Source organism: Symbiobacterium thermophilum IAM 14863 (assembly GCF_000009905.1).
Classification (GTDB): Bacteria; Bacillota; Sulfobacillia; order Symbiobacteriales; family Symbiobacteriaceae; genus Symbiobacterium; species Symbiobacterium thermophilum.
Genome location: NC_006177.1, coordinates 100,112 through 114,651 on the forward strand (window position 1 = coordinate 100,112; position 14,540 = coordinate 114,651).

General features: G+C 67.6%; 18 protein-coding genes. 15 read left to right on the forward strand and 3 right to left on the reverse strand.

Annotation, left to right across the window (positions count from 1 at the left end):
• Positions 1-82: 82 nt before the first annotated feature.
• From STH_RS00435 to STH_RS00505, 15 genes are all read left to right on the forward strand, one after another.
• Positions 83-616 carry a TIGR01440 family protein gene (locus STH_RS00435; RefSeq protein WP_011194213.1) on the forward strand — a complete coding sequence of 178 codons (534 nt, stop codon included), beginning with the start codon at positions 83-85 and terminating at the stop codon, positions 614-616.
• 14 nt (positions 617-630) lie between these two features.
• Positions 631-1,260: a uracil phosphoribosyltransferase gene (upp, locus tag STH_RS00440; protein WP_011194214.1), complete on the forward strand. Its 630-nt coding sequence runs from the start codon at positions 631-633 to the stop codon at positions 1,258-1,260.
• 27 nt (positions 1,261-1,287) lie between these two features.
• Positions 1,288-1,722, forward strand: a complete 435-nt coding sequence (locus STH_RS00445; RefSeq protein WP_011194215.1) for a deoxycytidylate deaminase — start codon at positions 1,288-1,290, stop codon at positions 1,720-1,722.
• Between the two features lie 104 nt (positions 1,723-1,826).
• Complete coding sequence (locus STH_RS00450) at positions 1,827-2,903, forward strand: MraY family glycosyltransferase (RefSeq protein ID WP_011194216.1); 1,077 nt, start codon at positions 1,827-1,829, stop codon at positions 2,901-2,903.
• Between the two features lie 117 nt (positions 2,904-3,020).
• Entirely contained in the window at positions 3,021-4,163 is a 1,143-nt protein-coding gene (wecB, locus tag STH_RS00455; RefSeq protein WP_011194217.1) for a non-hydrolyzing UDP-N-acetylglucosamine 2-epimerase, read from the forward strand.
• A gap of 165 nt (positions 4,164-4,328) precedes the next feature.
• A complete protein-coding gene (locus STH_RS00460; protein ID WP_011194218.1) occupies positions 4,329-4,598 on the forward strand; it encodes an AtpZ/AtpI family protein in 270 nt (89 codons plus the stop codon).
• Between the two features lie 23 nt (positions 4,599-4,621).
• On the forward strand, positions 4,622-4,912 hold the full coding sequence (locus STH_RS00465) for a hypothetical protein (protein ID WP_011194219.1): 291 nt from the start codon (positions 4,622-4,624) through the stop codon (positions 4,910-4,912).
• Positions 4,909-5,682 (forward strand): F0F1 ATP synthase subunit A, encoded by a 774-nt coding sequence (locus tag STH_RS00470; protein ID WP_011194220.1) that lies wholly within the window; start codon positions 4,909-4,911, stop codon positions 5,680-5,682. Before STH_RS00465 ends, STH_RS00470 begins: the two co-directional genes overlap by 4 nt.
• A 144-nt stretch (positions 5,683-5,826) precedes the next feature.
• On the forward strand, positions 5,827-6,060 hold the full coding sequence (gene atpE / locus STH_RS00475; RefSeq protein ID WP_011194221.1) for an ATP synthase F0 subunit C: 234 nt from the start codon (positions 5,827-5,829) through the stop codon (positions 6,058-6,060).
• A gap of 87 nt (positions 6,061-6,147) precedes the next feature.
• The gene (gene atpF, locus STH_RS00480; RefSeq protein ID WP_148205435.1) at positions 6,148-6,669 is read left to right on the forward strand and encodes a F0F1 ATP synthase subunit B; all 522 of its coding nucleotides are present in this window, start codon (positions 6,148-6,150) and stop codon (positions 6,667-6,669) included.
• Positions 6,669-7,229 (forward strand): F0F1 ATP synthase subunit delta, encoded by a 561-nt coding sequence (locus STH_RS00485; RefSeq protein WP_011194223.1) that lies wholly within the window; start codon positions 6,669-6,671, stop codon positions 7,227-7,229. The genes atpF and STH_RS00485 overlap by 1 nt, the downstream gene beginning before the upstream one ends.
• A gap of 8 nt (positions 7,230-7,237) precedes the next feature.
• Positions 7,238-8,758, forward strand: coding sequence for a F0F1 ATP synthase subunit alpha (gene atpA / locus STH_RS00490; protein WP_011194224.1), 1,521 nt, complete (start codon positions 7,238-7,240; stop codon positions 8,756-8,758).
• Positions 8,759-8,773: 15 nt separating this feature from the next.
• Positions 8,774-9,640, forward strand: coding sequence for an ATP synthase F1 subunit gamma (gene atpG / locus STH_RS00495; protein ID WP_011194225.1), 867 nt, complete (start codon positions 8,774-8,776; stop codon positions 9,638-9,640).
• 33 nt (positions 9,641-9,673) lie between these two features.
• A complete protein-coding gene (gene atpD, locus STH_RS00500; protein ID WP_011194226.1) occupies positions 9,674-11,092 on the forward strand; it encodes a F0F1 ATP synthase subunit beta in 1,419 nt (472 codons plus the stop codon).
• A 1-nt stretch (position 11,093) separates the two neighbouring features.
• The gene (locus tag STH_RS00505; RefSeq protein WP_011194227.1) at positions 11,094-11,513 is read left to right on the forward strand and encodes a F0F1 ATP synthase subunit epsilon; all 420 of its coding nucleotides are present in this window, start codon (positions 11,094-11,096) and stop codon (positions 11,511-11,513) included.
• 95 nt (positions 11,514-11,608) lie between these two features.
• On the opposite strand, the gene STH_RS16670 is transcribed toward STH_RS00505, so the two are convergent.
• The 3 genes from STH_RS16670 to STH_RS00520 are packed head-to-tail and all read right to left on the reverse strand — an operon-like array spanning position 11,609 to position 14,531.
• Positions 11,609-12,343 carry a LutC/YkgG family protein gene (locus STH_RS16670; RefSeq protein WP_050742028.1) on the reverse strand — a complete coding sequence of 245 codons (735 nt, stop codon included), beginning with the start codon at positions 12,341-12,343 and terminating at the stop codon, positions 11,609-11,611.
• Positions 12,344-13,804, reverse strand: coding sequence for a LutB/LldF family L-lactate oxidation iron-sulfur protein (locus tag STH_RS00515; protein WP_011194229.1), 1,461 nt, complete (start codon positions 13,802-13,804; stop codon positions 12,344-12,346).
• Positions 13,794-14,531 (reverse strand): (Fe-S)-binding protein, encoded by a 738-nt coding sequence (locus tag STH_RS00520; RefSeq protein WP_011194230.1) that lies wholly within the window; start codon positions 14,529-14,531, stop codon positions 13,794-13,796. Before STH_RS00520 ends, STH_RS00515 begins: the two co-directional genes overlap by 11 nt.
• Positions 14,532-14,540 lie beyond the last annotated feature (9 nt).

Below are 14,540 nucleotides of genomic sequence, written 5' to 3' on the forward strand. Positions count from 1 at the left end.
GCCGGAGGAGCGGCTGTCGCCACCGGATGCGGGGCCGGCGGACGGGAATCCGCCGGTGCCCGACGAACAGTTCTTGGAGAGGGTGCGGGCGGAGGCCCGGGCCGCGGTCGGGGAACTCCTGGAGGCCGCCGGCCTGTCCCCGGGCCAGGTGCTGGTGGTGGGCTGCTCCACCAGCGAGGTGATCGGGCGCCGCATCGGCACCGCCGGGAGCGAAGCGGTGGCCGGGGCGATCCTGGAGCCGCTGCTGGAAGCGACGCAGGCCGCCGGCGTCCACCTGGCCGTGCAGTGCTGCGAGCACCTGAACCGCGCCCTGGTGGTGGAGCGGGCTGCGGCGGAGCGGTACGACTGGGAGCGGGTGACCGTGGTGCCGGTGCCCCGCGCGGGCGGCGCCCTCGCGGCCCGGGCCATGCGCCGGCTGCCGGACGCGGTGGTGGTGGAGGAGATCAAGGCCGATGCGGGCCTGGACATCGGACTGACCCTGATCGGCATGCACCTGCGCCGCGTGGCGGTTCCGGTGAGGCTGAAGACGGCCGCCATCGGGCACGCCCGGGTCGTCGCCGCCCGGACGCGGCCGAAGCTGATCGGCGGGGCCCGTGCGGTCTACGAAATGCAATAGGGGGAGCGAGCGCGATGTCAAGGGTCGTCGTCATTGACCATCCGCTGATTCAGCACAAGCTCAGCATCATCCGGGACAAGGACACGGGCCCCAAGGAGTTCCGGGAGCTGGTGAACGAGATCGCGATGCTGATGGCCTATGAGGTCACCCGTGACCTTCCGACGGAGGAGGTCGAGGTGGACACGCCGATCGCCCGGGCCCGGTGCCGCCGGCTCGCCGGCGAGAAGCTTGGGCTGATCCCGATCCTGCGGGCCGGGCTGGGCATGGTGCAGGGCATCCTGAGCCTCTACCCCACCGCCCGCGTCGGCCACATCGGCCTCTACCGCGACCCCGACACGCTGAAGCCCGTCGAATACTACTGCAAGCTGCCGACGGACCTGGGCGAGCGGGAGCTCCTGGTGCTGGATCCCATGCTGGCCACCGGCGGCTCGGTGGTCGCCTCGCTGGACCTGATCAAGCGGCAGGGCGGCCGCAGGATCAAGCTGCTGTGCCTGATCGCCGCCCCCGAGGGCGTGCAGGCCGTTCAGGAGGCCCACCCCGACGTGGACATCTACCTGGCGGCGCTGGATGAGATGCTGAACGAACACGCCTACATCGTCCCCGGCCTGGGCGACGCGGGCGATCGGCTCTTCGGCACGAAGTAGAGCGGGAGCGAGACGCGGGGGGATTCCATGGCACGGCCCAGCTGGGACGAGTATTTTATGGAACTCGCGCAGGTGGTTGCCAAGCGGTCGACGTGCAACCGCCGCAAGGTTGGAACCGTCTTAGTGAGGGACAAGCGTATTCTGACCACCGGCTACAACGGGTCGCCGTCGGGGCTGCCGCACTGCACCGACGTGGGCTGCCTGGTCGTGGACGGCCACTGCGTGCGGGCGATCCACGCGGAGCAGAACGCCATCATCCAGGCGGCCTTGCATGGCATCACCCTGAAGGGTGCGACCTGCTATGTCACCAGCAGCCCGTGCGTGCACTGCGCCAAGATGCTGATCGCGGCGGGGATCGAGCGCATCGTGTACATGGACGAGTACACGGAGCAGATCGGCCTCGAGATGGCCCGTCAGGCGGGCGTCGTCATGGAGCGGTTCACGCCTTCCAGCCATTCCTGAGCTTTACAAGCCCGGGATACGCGCTTAGAATAACGAAAGCCGGAATCCGGCATTATGTCGCGTGGGTCCGTGCCGAAGGACCCTGTGTAGGGAGATGAGTCCACATGCTGCAGCAGGCTGGCCTTACGTTCGCGGCGGCGCTGGTGGCGTCGCTGCTGCTCACGCCGCTGGCGCGCAGACTCGCCCTGCGCACGGGTACGGTGGCCCCGGTGGTCAAGCGCAGCGTCCACACGGAACCGAAGCCCTTCCTGGGCGGGCTGGCGATGTACCTTGCGTTCGCGCTGGCGATGATCCTGGCGGGCGGCCTGCGGGATCCGCAGATCGTGGGCATCCTGGTGTGCGGCGGCCTGCTGGTGCTGCTGGGTATCCGGGACGACCGGTCGCCGATGCGGCCGCGGACGAAGTTCCTGGGCCAGGTGGCCGTTGCAGCCTTGATGGTCTACGTGCCGTACTGGCAGTTGCAGGTGAACGCCATCTACAGCCCGCTGGGCGACCGCTGGGTCTCCTTTGGGCCGCTGGCGGGACCGCTGACCATCCTCTGGATCGTGTCGTTCATCAACGTGATGAACTTCATCGACGGCCTCGACGGCCTGGCGGCGGGCATCTCCACCATCGCCGCGCTGACGTTGCTGGTGGTGTCGCTCCAGCAGGGCATGCCGTCGGCGATCCTGCTCTCGGCGGCGCTGGCCGGTTCCGCGGTGGGTTTCCTGCGCTACAACTTTAACCCCGCGAAGATCTTCATGGGCGACGCCGGCTCCATGTTCCTGGGCTTCACGCTGGCGGCCATCTCGGTCGACGGCGTCATGAAGAGCGCCCTGGCGGTCTCGGTGCTGGTGCCGGTGCTGGCGCTGGCCGTGCCCATCTTCGACACGGCCTTTGCGATCATCCGGCGGGTGGCCGCCGGGCTGCCGATCGGGCAGGCGGATAAGGACCACCTGCACCACCGGCTGCTCCGCCTCGGGCTGTCCCACCGCAAGACCGTGCTGGTCATGTGGGCGGTCTCGGCGGCCCTGGGACTCTCCGCCGTGGCCCTGACCGAGGTGAACTTCGCCGAGGCGATGGTCATCGTCGCCGTCGTACTTACCATCGTGGTGGTGGCAGCCCGCCGGCTGGGGCTGCTGGAGGTCACCGAGACCCGGCACAGCATCCGGGCCGCTGATTCCGGGGAAGATCGAACATAGGAAAAGGGGTAAGAGGGCAACCTCTTACCCCTTTTCAGGGATATTACGTCGCCGCCGGCCCGCCGCGCGGCCGGGGGCGAGCAGGGAGGCAGCGTTGTGACACAGCGCCGAAAGGTGATGGCGATCTTCGGTTCCCGCCCGGAGGGCATCAAGATGGCGCCGGTGGTGCAGGCCCTGCGCCGGCACCCGGACTGGTTTGAGACGATCGTGGTCTCCACGGGCCAGCACCGGGAGCAACTGGACCAGGTCTTCGCAGCCTTCGGGCTGGCGGCCGACCACGACCTGGCCATCATGCAGCCCCGGCAGACGCTGACGGACATCATGGTGCGCGCCCTCTCCGGCCTGGACGAGCTGCTGGCCCGGGAGCGTCCGGATCTGGTGCTGGTGCACGGCGACACGAGCACCACCGCGGCCGGGGCGCTGGCGGCCTTCTACCACAAGATCCCCCTGGGCCACGTGGAGGCGGGGCTGCGCACCTTCAACAAGTACAACCCCTATCCGGAGGAGATCAACCGGCGCATCGCCGGCATCATCGCGGACATCCAGTTTGCGCCGACGCCCCGGGCGCGGGAGCATCTGATCGCGGAGCACATCGACCCCGGCACCATCTTCGTCACGGGGCAGACCGGCGTCGACGCTGCCCTCACCGTGCTGGCTCAGCCGCACACTTTTACCGTGCCGGCCCTGCGGCAGGTGGACTTCAGCCGCCACCGGGTGGTGCTGATGACGGCCCACCGCCGGGAGAACATCGGGGAGCCCATGCGGAACATGTTCCGGGCGGTCCGCGACCTGGTGGACCGGTTCCCCGACGTCCTCCTGATCTACGCGGTGCACCTGAATCCGGCGGTGCGGGAGATCGCCTGGCCCATCCTGGACGGCCACCCCCGGATCCTGCTGCTGGATCCGCTGCCGTACCCGGATATGATTCACCTCGCTGCCAGATCCTATATGGCGATGACGGACTCGGGCGGGATCCAGGAGGAGACCCCCTCCATGGGTGTGCCCCACATCCTGATGCGGGAGACGACCGAGCGGCCGGAAGCGCTGGAGGCCGGGGTGATCCTGCTCTCGGGCACCAGCTACGAGGGGGTGTACGCCGCCGGGGAGCGGCTGCTCACCGATCAGGCGCTGTACCAGCAGATGGCCCGGGCGCGGAACCCCTTCGGCGACGGGCAGGCGAGCCGGCGGATCGCCGAGTATCTGGGCTGGTACTTCGGCTTCACGGCCGACAGGCCCGAAGAGTTCACCCCAGGTCGCTGAAAGGGCTGCACTTCCATGCTTGGGCGTTATCGGCTGGTTAACAACATGGAATGGCTCACATGACAGTACCCCACCGGTTTTTGTTCTTGTCTTTTACAAGTCGTCTCAGTATAATCGGCCTTAGGGATTTTTGCGGATTCCGGCGGCGGAGGAGGTAGTGCCAAAGTGCATCGCCGATCCCCCCGGCGTTCGCCCTACCTGTTTGCGGCGATAGACTTTGGCTACACGCTGCTGGCGTCTCTGGGGCTCTTCGGGGGACTCGGGTGGTGGCTCGACGGAAAGCTCCGCACCGCACCCCTGTTCCTGATCGCCGGCATTCTCCTGGGGCTGGCGGTGGCCTTCAACGGGCTGCTGCGCCGGCTGAACGCCATCGACCGGGCGGTGAAGGCGGCGAAGAAGGAGGAAACGCAAAAGACGAGGGATGGACAGCCCTGACCCCGGCAAGGGGGAGGGTGGCCATGGCAGCAAAGATCGTCGCTGGAATCCTGTTCGGATGCGCCTGGGGCTGGGTTTGCAACCTGGTGCTCTTTCGACAGATGGCCAATAACCGGGCGGCCGGCTTCGACTCATTGCGCGGTATTGGCGTCGTTTTTTTTGTGCGGTACCTGCTGGATGCCGCTGCGCTGGTCCTGTTCTACCTGATCGTGCGCAGCGGATACGCGCTGATGGCGGCGGCGCTGTCCATCACAGTCGCCGTGAAAGCCTCTCTTCTTTACGTCTACGCCCGGAAGGGGGGGAAATTCGAGTGACGACGTTCCTCTTCAGCCTCGCCGAAGCGAGCGGCGGCAAGGAGTTTCACATTCACCAACCCTTCCCGGTGCTCTTGCAAGGCACCTACTTCGAGATCAACAACATGATCATCACACAGTGGCTCATTGTGGCCGGCCTGCTGGCCCTGGCGTTCGTCATCAACCGGGCCGTGCTGAGCGGCCGCCCGAGCAAGCTGCGCGGCTCGCTGGAGCTCCTGATCGACTTCCTGGAGGGCTGGTTCGCCTCCTTCATCGGGAGCCGTCAGTACGCCCGCCAGTACATGCCGCTGCTGTGTACGCTCTTCCTGTTCATCATCGTGTCCAACTACCTGGGCGTGGTGCCCACGGTCGGCTACGGGCTCTTTGCCCCGACGGGCCGGTGGGGAACCACCCTGGGCCTCGGCATCGTGGTGGCCATCGCCGTACAGGTGATCGCCATCCGCACGCTGGGGGCGGGGGGATGGCTCAAGCACATCCTGCACCTGGGGCCCCTCTCGCTGCTCGAAGAGATCGTCCATCCATTCTCGCTCTCTCTCCGTCTCTTCGGCAACATCTTCGGCGAGGAGACGCTGCTGGCGGTGATCATCTTCCTCGCCCCGATGATCGCGCCGATTCCCATCATGGTGCTGAGCCTGGTGTTCGGCGCGCTGCAGGCCGTGGTGTTCACCACCCTGACGGCCATCTACATCGGCGCCGTCCTGGAGCATCACCAGGCGCACGCGCATCACCCCGAGGGGGAGGCCGAGCACGAGCCTGCCCCGGCCCACTAGGGCGCTTGATGAAGGTATCAGCTTTCCTCCCCCTCTAGGGAAGGCGGTCCCTTCCTTTACTCCTGGGAGGATTGACTAAAAGGGGCCTTGCGCCCGAAGTTTCGCGATCTGACTCTCGCGATCGAGAAGGAGGGAACCCGCACGATGACCGAAACCGCATGGATCGCTCTGGCTGCTGCCCTCAGCATCTCGGTTGCCGCCATCGGCGCTACCGTGGCGCAGGGCAAGGCGACGACCGCTGCGATGGATGCCATCTGGCGCCAGCCTGAGGCCGCCAACGACGTCCGTGGCGCGCTCATCGTTTCGCTCGCGCTGATGGAGGCCATTGCCATTTACGGCCTGCTCATCGGTCTGTTGATCATCTTCATGCTCGGCTAAACTCCACAGATCGCCTAGGCTCGAAGGGGGGCGACCCGGGGCTAGTCACCTCCGGTCGCCCCCTACTAGAGAGGGGGGGAACTCTTTTTGGATCTTACTTTGTTTACGCTCGCGGCCGACGTGCAGATCTTCCCGCAGACCAACGAGCTGATCTGGACGATTATCAACTTCGCCGTTCTCCTGTGGGGAATGCACAGGTTCCTTTATAAGCCCCTCCTGGGCGCCATTCAGGCCCGCGAGGACGAGATCAACGCCAACCTGAAGAAGGCCGCCGAGGACCGGGCGGAAGCCGAGCGGCTGCGCCGGGAGTTCGAGGCGCAGATCGCCAACGCGCAGCGGGAAGCGCAGGAGATCATCAACAAGGCCGTGAAGAACGCGACGGCCGTGAAGGAGCAGATCGAGGCCGAGGCCCGGGCCAGGGCCGCGGAGATACTGGAACAGGCGACCCAGACCATCGAGCGGGAGAAGGCGAAGGCCGTGGCCGAGTTGCGGCGTGAGGTGGCCGACCTGGCCGTGGCGGTGGCCGGCAAGGTCATCGAGAAGAGCCTGGATGACGCCGAGCACCGCCGGCTCGCGGACAGCTTCGTGACCGAGGTGACGAAGCACTGATGATGAACCACGCCGTCGCCCGACGCTACGCCAGGGCCCTCTTCGAACTGGCCCAGGAGAAAGGGCTGCTGGATCAGGTGAACCGCGAGCTGGAGCTCGTGGTGAGCATGTATGAGACCGACAGCTACCTGCGGGCGTTCATGAACGACCAGCGGATCTCGCCCTCCCAGAAGCGCAAGGTGCTCGCCAGCGTGCTGGAGGGCAAGGTCTCCCCGCTGGTGCTGCACTTTCTCTACGTGGTGGTGCAGAAGCGGCGGGAGCCGCACCTGCCCTCCATGTACCGCGCGTTCCAGGACCTGGCCAACGAGGCCATGGGCGTCGTGGAGGTCGAGGTCCGCTCCGCCGTTCCTCTGGCCGAGGAGACGGCCCGGAACCTGGAGGCGAAGCTTACGACCAAGCTGGGCAAACGCGTGAAGCTGAGGACCCAGGTCGCCCCGGAGTTGATCGGCGGCCTGGCCGTGCGGGTGGGCGATACGCTGATGGACGGCTCCGTGCGTACTCGCCTGCGCCGCATGCACGAGCGGCTGATCAGTGCGCAATCCAACGTCATTGAGGGGTGACACAGGGGATGAGCATTCGGCCTGAGGAGATCTCCTCAATCCTGAAGCAGGAGATTGAGCGTTTCTCCACTGAGATCGAAACCTCCAACGTCGGCCGGGTCATCCAGGTGGGCGACGGCATCGCCCGCGTCTACGGCCTGCAGTCCTGCATGGCCTCCGAGCTGTTGGAGTTCCCCAACGGGATCATGGGCATGGCGTTCAACCTGGAAGAGGACAACATCGGCGTCGTGATCCTGGGTCCCGACGAGGACATCAAGGAGGGCATGGAGGTCCGGCGCACCGGGCGCGTCGTCGAGGTGCCGGTGGGCCCGGCGCTGATTGGCCGCGTCGTCAACGCGCTGGGTGAGCCGCTGGACGGCAAGGGCCCGATCGAGACCGACATGTACCTGCCCGTCGAACGGAAGGCGCCGGGCGTCATCACCCGGAAGTCGGTGCATGAGCCGCTCCAGACCGGCCTGAAGGCCATCGACTCGATGACGCCCATCGGGCGCGGCCAGCGCGAGCTCATCATCGGCGACCGCGGCACCGGCAAGACGGCCATCGCCGTCGACACGATCATCAACCAGAAGGGCCAGAACTGCATCTGCATCTACGTCGGCATCGGCCAGAAGGCGTCCACCATCGCCGGCGTGGTCAAGAAGCTGCAGGAGACCGGCGCGATGGAGTACACCATCGTGGTCTCGGCGACGGCTTCCGACCCCGCCCCGCTGCAGTTCCTGGCGCCGTACGCGGGCTGCGCGATGGGCGAGTACTTCCGTGACAACGGCATGCACGCCCTCATCGTCTACGATGATCTCTCCAAGCACGCCGTCGCCTATCGCGAGATGTCGCTGCTGATGCGCCGTCCGCCCGGCCGCGAGGCTTACCCGGGCGACGTGTTCTACCTGCACTCCCGCCTGCTGGAGCGGGCTGCGAAGATGAGCGACGAGTACGGCGCCGGGTCCCTCACCGCGCTGCCGATCATCGAGACCCAGGCCGGTGACGTGTCGGCGTACATCCCGACCAACGTCATCTCCATCACGGACGGCCAGATCTTCCTGGAGACCGACCTGTTCAACGCGGGCGTCCGCCCGGCCATCAACGTCGGTATCTCCGTGTCCCGCGTCGGCGGCGCGGCGCAGATCGACTCGATGAAGCGGGTGTCCGGTACGCTGAAGCTCGACCTGGCCCAGTACCGTGAGCTCGCCGCCTTCGCCCAGTTCGGCTCCGACCTGGACAAGGCGACCCAGGCCCGCATCATCCGCGGCCAGCGCACGACGGAGATCCTGAAGCAGCCCCAGTACCATCCGCTGCCGGTGGAGCTGCAGGTGCTGTCCATCTTCGCCGCGACCAACGGCTACCTGGACGACCTGGAGCTCGAGGAAGTGGCCGCGTTCGAGCAGGAGCTGCACACCTACTTCAAGGCGAACCACCCCGAGCTGCTGGCCCGGATCCCCAAGGAGAAGTGGAAGGACATCGAGCCGGAGGTCAGGGCCGCGGTGGACGCCTTCAAGAAGGGCTACGGCCAGCGGGCTGCCGCCAACCAGTAAGGGTGGTGACCGGCTGTGGCTGAGAACAAGAAGGCCGTACAGCGGCGCATCCGGGCCGTCAAGTCGACGCAGCAGATCACCAAGGCCATGAAGATGGTCGACGCGGCCAAGCTGCGCCGGGCGCAGGAAAAGGTCCAGAACGCCCGCCCGTACTCCCGGGAGCTGGCCAAGACCCTGGGCCGCCTGATCCAGGCGGGGGCCGGCATCGACCACCCCCTGCTGCACCGCCGCACCGAAGGCACGCCGACCGTGGCCTACGTGCTCCTCACCGCCGACCGTGGCCTCGCCGGCGCGTTCAACATCAACGTGATCCGCAAGGCGCACCAGGCGCTGCAGAAGGAGAGCCGGCCGACGAAGCTCATCACCATCGGGCGGAAGGGGCGCGACTACTTCGTCAAGCGCAAGATCCAGCCCGTGCTGGAGTTCGTCAACCTGGGCGACAACATCACCTTCGCCCTCGCCCGCTCCGTCTTGTCGAAGATCGTCGATCTCTACCTCTCGGGCGAGGTCGACGAGGTGCGGGTGATCTACACCGAGTTCGTCAACGCCGTGACGCAGCGGCCCAAGGAGATGCAGCTGCTCCCGATCCAGCCGGCCCAGGCGGACGGCGCGCACACGCACGTGGAGTACATCTACGAGCCTTCGCCTGAGCGAGTGCTGGACACGCTGGTGCCCCGGTACGCCGAGACGATGTTCTACCAGCTGATGCTGGAGTCCAAGGCGTCTGAGCACGGCGCCCGCATGACCGCCATGGGCAACGCCACGGACAACGCGGAAGAGATGATCGCCAAGCTGACGCTGGCGTACAACCGGGCCCGCCAGGCCGCCATCACGCGCGAGATCTCCGAGATCGTGGGCGGCGCCAACGCCCTTCAGGGCTGAGCCTGCTTCCTGAGTAGAGGAGGGAAACCCGCAGTGAGCGAACCGACTGGCAAGATCCTGGCCATCATGGGCGCCGTCGTCGACGTGGAGTTCCCTGACGGCCATCTGCCGAAGCTGAACCACGCCCTCGTGATCCGGAACGGCGGGGAGCGGGGCGACATCAACCTGACCCTGGAGGTCGCGCAGCACCTCGGCAACAACCAGGTCCGGTGCATCGCCATGGACTCCACCGACGGCCTGCGGCGGGGCGAGACCGTCTACGACACGCAGGCGCCGATCACGGTTCCCGTGGGTGAGCCGGTCCTGGGCCGGATCTTCAACGTGCTGGGCGAGACCATCGACGGCAAGGGGCCGGTGAACAGCCCGGTTTCGCTGCCGATTCACCGCGAGCCCCCCGGTGTGGCCAACGTGGACCCCGCCACCGAGATGCTGCCCACCGGCATCAAGGTCATCGACCTGCTCTGCCCGTACGCCCGCGGCGGTAAGATCGGCCTGTTCGGCGGCGCGGGCGTGGGCAAGACGGTCATGATCCAGGAGCTCATCCACAACATCGCGTACAAGTTCGGTGGCTACTCCATCTTCGCCGGCGTGGGCGAGCGCACCCGTGAGGGGAACGACCTCTACCACGAGATGATCGAGGCCGGCGTCATCGACAAGGTGGCGATGGTGTTCGGCCAGATGAACGAGCCGCCCGGCGCCCGTATGCGCGTGGCCCTCACCGGCCTGACCATGGCCGAGTACTTCCGCGATGAGCAGGGCCTGGACGTGCTGCTCTTCATCGACAACATCTTCCGCTTCACGCAGGCCGGTTCCGAGGTGTCCGCCCTGCTGGGCCGCATGCCCTCCGCCGTGGGTTACCAGCCGACGCTGGCCACGGAGATGGGCTACCTGCAGGAGCGCATCACCTCCACCAAGAAGGGCTCGATCACCTCGGTGCAGGCCATCTACGTCCCGGCCGACGACCTCACCGACCCGGCCCCGGCCACGACCTTCGCTCACCTGGACGCGACCACGGTTCTCTCCCGTGCCGTGTTTGAGAAGGCGATCTTCCCGGCCGTCGACCCGCTCGACTCCACCTCCCGCATCCTCGACCCCAACATCGTGGGCCGGGAGCACTACGAGGTGGCGCGCGGCGTGCAGAAGGTGCTGCAGCGGTACAAGGAGCTGCAGGACATCATCGCCATCCTGGGCATGGACGAGCTGTCCGACGAAGACAAGCTCATCGTCGCCCGGGCCCGTAAGATCGAGCGCTTCCTGTCGCAGCCGATGTTCGTGGCGGAGAAGTTCACCAACCTGCCCGGCGTGTTCGTTGACCCGAAGGACACGGTCAAGGGCTTCAAGGAGATCCTCGAGGGCAAGCACGACGACCTGCCCGAGCAGGCGTTCTACATGGTCGGCACCATCGAGCAGGCGGTGGAGAAGGGCAAGAAGCTGCTGGCCGAGGTGAGCTAGCATGGCCGACATGTCGCTGACCATCATCACCCCGGAGCGGACGGTGCTGCGGGACGCCCCCGCCGACGCCGTCGTCGTCCCGGTGGTGGACGGCTCGATGGGCATCCTGAAGAACCACGCCCCCATGGTCGCCAACCTGCGCATCGGCGTCCTGCGGTACAAGCAGGACGGCGTGTACAAGCGGGTGGCTGTGACCGGCGGGTTCGTGGAGGTCTCGGAGAACCGCATCACCGTCCTGGCTGACGCCGCCGAGCTGGCGGAGTCCATCGACGTGATGCGCGCCATGGAGGCGAAGCGGCGCGCCGAGGCCCGGCTGCGTGACCGGAAGGCCAACATCGACCGGACGCGCGCCGAGGCGGCGCTGCGCCGTGCCATGGTCCGCCTCCGGGCCGCCGGCGCCCTGGACCACGATAAGGACTAAATCGAGACCCCGGCCTGGAAACAGGCCGGGGTCCCTTTCTCTGTCGCTTACGGCCATGGGCTGCGCCACTCTTCCGTCCGGCCGGGCGCTTTGCCCTACAGCAAGATCACGTGGAGATCGCCGGGGCCGTGGATGCCGATGGTCAGGTCGTTCTCGATGTCGGAGCTGCGGCTGGGGCCCGACTTGAAGATGACCTGCGACGGCATGGGGGCCCGCGCCAGCCGCCGGAAGAGCCGGGCGGCGTCGAAGACGATCTGCTCCTTGCGCAGCACGGCGATCAGGACGGGTGGCAGCAGGCTCACCGTCCGGCCGCGGGTCGGGCCGCTGTGCAGCACGATGGTGCCGGTCTCGGCGATGGCTGCGTCGCAGGCGACGACGCCGGCGAAGGCCCGTTCCACGCGCGAAGCGAAGGCCCGGCCGTCGTCGCCGGCGCGGAACCTGATCACCGGCCAGCCGGCCTCCTCCAGGGCCGCGTCGATCCCGAACCCGTCCAGCAGGGGGTCGTCCCAGCGCGCAACCGGCGGTCCGGGCCGGGACGGGTCACTCGCCCCAGGGCCGGGGCCGGACCCCCGAGCCGCCTCATCAGCTGCATCCTGAGCTGCCTGGAGGATGCGCACGACGGTCGGGGCCACCTCGGAAGCGTCGTTCACCCGGTGCACGACGCCGCTGATCTTCTCCAGCTCCAGCTGGAACCGGTCCGCCAGGGCGGCGGCCTCCGTGGGGCCGACGGCCGGCAGGGGCTGGGACGGCCGGAAGCGGGGCGGGGCTTCTCCGGGGGTGCGGCCGAGCCTGGCGGCCACGAGGACCAGGAAGTCCTGCTCAGTGGTCATCTACTTGGCACCTTCCTCTCGCTCGAGCTCGGCCCAGCGCCGGTGGAAGGGCTTGCGGGCCGGGGAGGGCAGCGTGCGGCTGAACGTCCAGCCGGCGGCGATGGAGGGCAGGCGGTCCAGGTACGCGCTTCCGTCGGGCCGTCGGCGCGCAAACGGTCTTGTGGCCAGGTGCGCCCCCCGGGCCACCAGCCGGTAGACCCCCGGCCGGGTCCAGGCGAAGTGGACCGCCTTCAGGGCCGTGCGCATGAGCGGGTGTTCGCGCCCCCGCGCCACCGCCTCGCCCCGCAGGTGGATGATGTGCTTGTGCAGCTGGATCCCCAGCGGGCAGTTCTCGGTGCAGGCGCCGCACAGGCTGCAGTACTGCAGCAGTTCGTCCCACGGGTCCAGCCCCTGCAGGAGCGGCGTGAGCACCGTCCCGATGGGCCCGGGGTAGACGGAACCGTAGGCGTGGCCGCCCAGCTGCCGGTACACCGGGCAGGCGTTCAGGCAGGCGCCGCACCGGATGCAGGCGAGCACCTCCCGGTACCGGGTGGCCAGGATCTCCGACCGGCCGTTGTCCAGGAAGATGACGTGCAGCTCTTCCGGCCCGTCCGGCTCCCCGGGGCGGCGGGGCCCGGTGATCAGGTTGAAGTAGGTGGTCATCTTCTGGCCGGTGGCGCTGCGGGGCAGGAGGGCCATCAGGACGGCCAGGTCCTCCAGGTTGGGCACCAGCTTCTCGATGCCCACCAGGGTGATCTGGCACGGGGGCACGGAGGTGGTGAGCCTGCCGTTGCCCTCGTTGGTCACGAGGCAGATCGTGCCCGTCTCGGCCACCACGAAGTTGGCGCCGGTGACCCCCACGTCCGCGGTCATGAACTTGTGCCGGAGCGTCTCCCGGGCGAAGCCCGCCAGCGTCCGGGTGTCGGTGGCCAGCTCCCGGCCGGCGACGGCGCCGAAGAGGTCCGCGATCTGGCGGCGGGTCTTGTGGATGGCCGGAATCACGATGTGCGCCGGGGTCTCCCGGGCCAGCTGGATGATGTACTCGCCCAGGTCGGACTCCACGATCTCCAGCCCCTCCGCCTCCAGGGCGTGGTTCAGCCGGATCTCCTCGGTGACCATGGACTTGGACTTGATCAGCTTCCGGGCGCCGCGCCTGTGGCAGATCTCCAGGACGATCTGATTGGCCTCGGCAGCGTCCCGGGCCCAGTGGACCACGCCGCCGCTCTTGCGGATCTGATCCGCCGCCTGCTTCAGGTAACCGTCCAGGAAGGCCAGGGTGTGCCCCTTGATCTCCTGCGCCCGGGCGCGCAGCTCCGCGAAGGTGCCGATGGCCTCACCCCGGGCCGCGAGGGCCTCCAGGTCGGCCATGGCGGCCTTCCGCTTCAGGTAGAGGTTCTCCGACGTGTATCGGACCGCCCCGCGCAGGTGGTCGTCCGCGAGGGCCCTGGCGACGCGCTGGCGCAAGACCGCCTTACCGGCCATTCTGCTGAACCCCCTCCCACAGAAGCTGGGCGATGTGCAGGGTCCGGATGGGCAGGCCGCGCCTTTCGATGCGGCCGCCCTGGTGCATCAGGCACCCCAGGTCGGAGCTGACGATCAGGTCCGCGCCGGTGGCCAGGACGGCATCCAGCTTGTCGTCGGCCATGGCGGTGGAGATCTCCGGCTCCTTGACGGAGAAGGCGCCGCCGAAGCCGCAGCAGAGGTCGGGCCGGGGAATCTCCACCAGCTCCAGGTCCCGCACGCACCGCAGCATCTCCACGGGCTCCTCCTGCACCCTCAGCTCCCGCTGCATGTGGCAGTTGTTGTGGAAGACCGCTCTGCCGGGAAACCGGGCGCCGACGTCCCTGACCCCCAGGACCTTCACCATGAACTCGGTGAACTCGTAGGTGCGCCGGCCGATCGCGAGGGCCTCCTGTTGCTCGCGGGAGCCATCGGGGAACATCTCCGGGTAGAAGTAGCGCACGTGGCCGGCACAGGAGCCCGAGGGCTGGACGATGTACTCGCTGCGGGCAAAGGTCTTCATGTACAGCCGGGCGAAGTCGCGGGCGTCGTCCAGGTGACCCGTGTTCCAGGAGGGCTGGCCGCAGCAGGTCTGGCCGGCCGGGAAGTCGACCTCGACCCCGTGGCGCCTGAGCAGCCGGTAGACCGCCTCACCCACCTCAGGGGCGAAGTGGTCCGCGAGGCACGTGATGAAGAGCGAGACTCTCATCGGGGCACC

Excerpts from the sequence above, each read along its gene's own strand:
- upp (WP_011194214.1), top strand. The coding sequence starts at position 631 with ATGTCAAGGGTCGTCGTCATTGACCATCCGCTGATTCAGCACAAGCTC.
- STH_RS00445 (WP_011194215.1), top strand. The coding sequence starts at position 1,288 with ATGGCACGGCCCAGCTGGGACGAGTATTTTATGGAACTCGCGCAGGTG.
- STH_RS00450 (WP_011194216.1), top strand. The coding sequence starts at position 1,827 with ATGCTGCAGCAGGCTGGCCTTACGTTCGCGGCGGCGCTGGTGGCGTCG.
- wecB (WP_011194217.1), top strand. The coding sequence starts at position 3,021 with ATGGCGATCTTCGGTTCCCGCCCGGAGGGCATCAAGATGGCGCCGGTG.
- STH_RS00465 (WP_011194219.1), top strand. The coding sequence starts at position 4,622 with ATGGCAGCAAAGATCGTCGCTGGAATCCTGTTCGGATGCGCCTGGGGC.
- atpE (WP_011194221.1), top strand. The coding sequence starts at position 5,827 with ATGACCGAAACCGCATGGATCGCTCTGGCTGCTGCCCTCAGCATCTCG.
- STH_RS00485 (WP_011194223.1), top strand. The coding sequence starts at position 6,669 with ATGATGAACCACGCCGTCGCCCGACGCTACGCCAGGGCCCTCTTCGAA.
- atpA (WP_011194224.1), top strand. The coding sequence starts at position 7,238 with ATGAGCATTCGGCCTGAGGAGATCTCCTCAATCCTGAAGCAGGAGATT.
- STH_RS00505 (WP_011194227.1), top strand. The coding sequence starts at position 11,094 with ATGGCCGACATGTCGCTGACCATCATCACCCCGGAGCGGACGGTGCTG.
- STH_RS16670 (WP_050742028.1), bottom strand. The coding sequence starts at position 12,343 with ATGACCACTGAGCAGGACTTCCTGGTCCTCGTGGCCGCCAGGCTCGGC.
- STH_RS00515 (WP_011194229.1), bottom strand. The coding sequence starts at position 13,804 with ATGGCCGGTAAGGCGGTCTTGCGCCAGCGCGTCGCCAGGGCCCTCGCG.
- STH_RS00520 (WP_011194230.1), bottom strand. The coding sequence starts at position 14,531 with ATGAGAGTCTCGCTCTTCATCACGTGCCTCGCGGACCACTTCGCCCCT.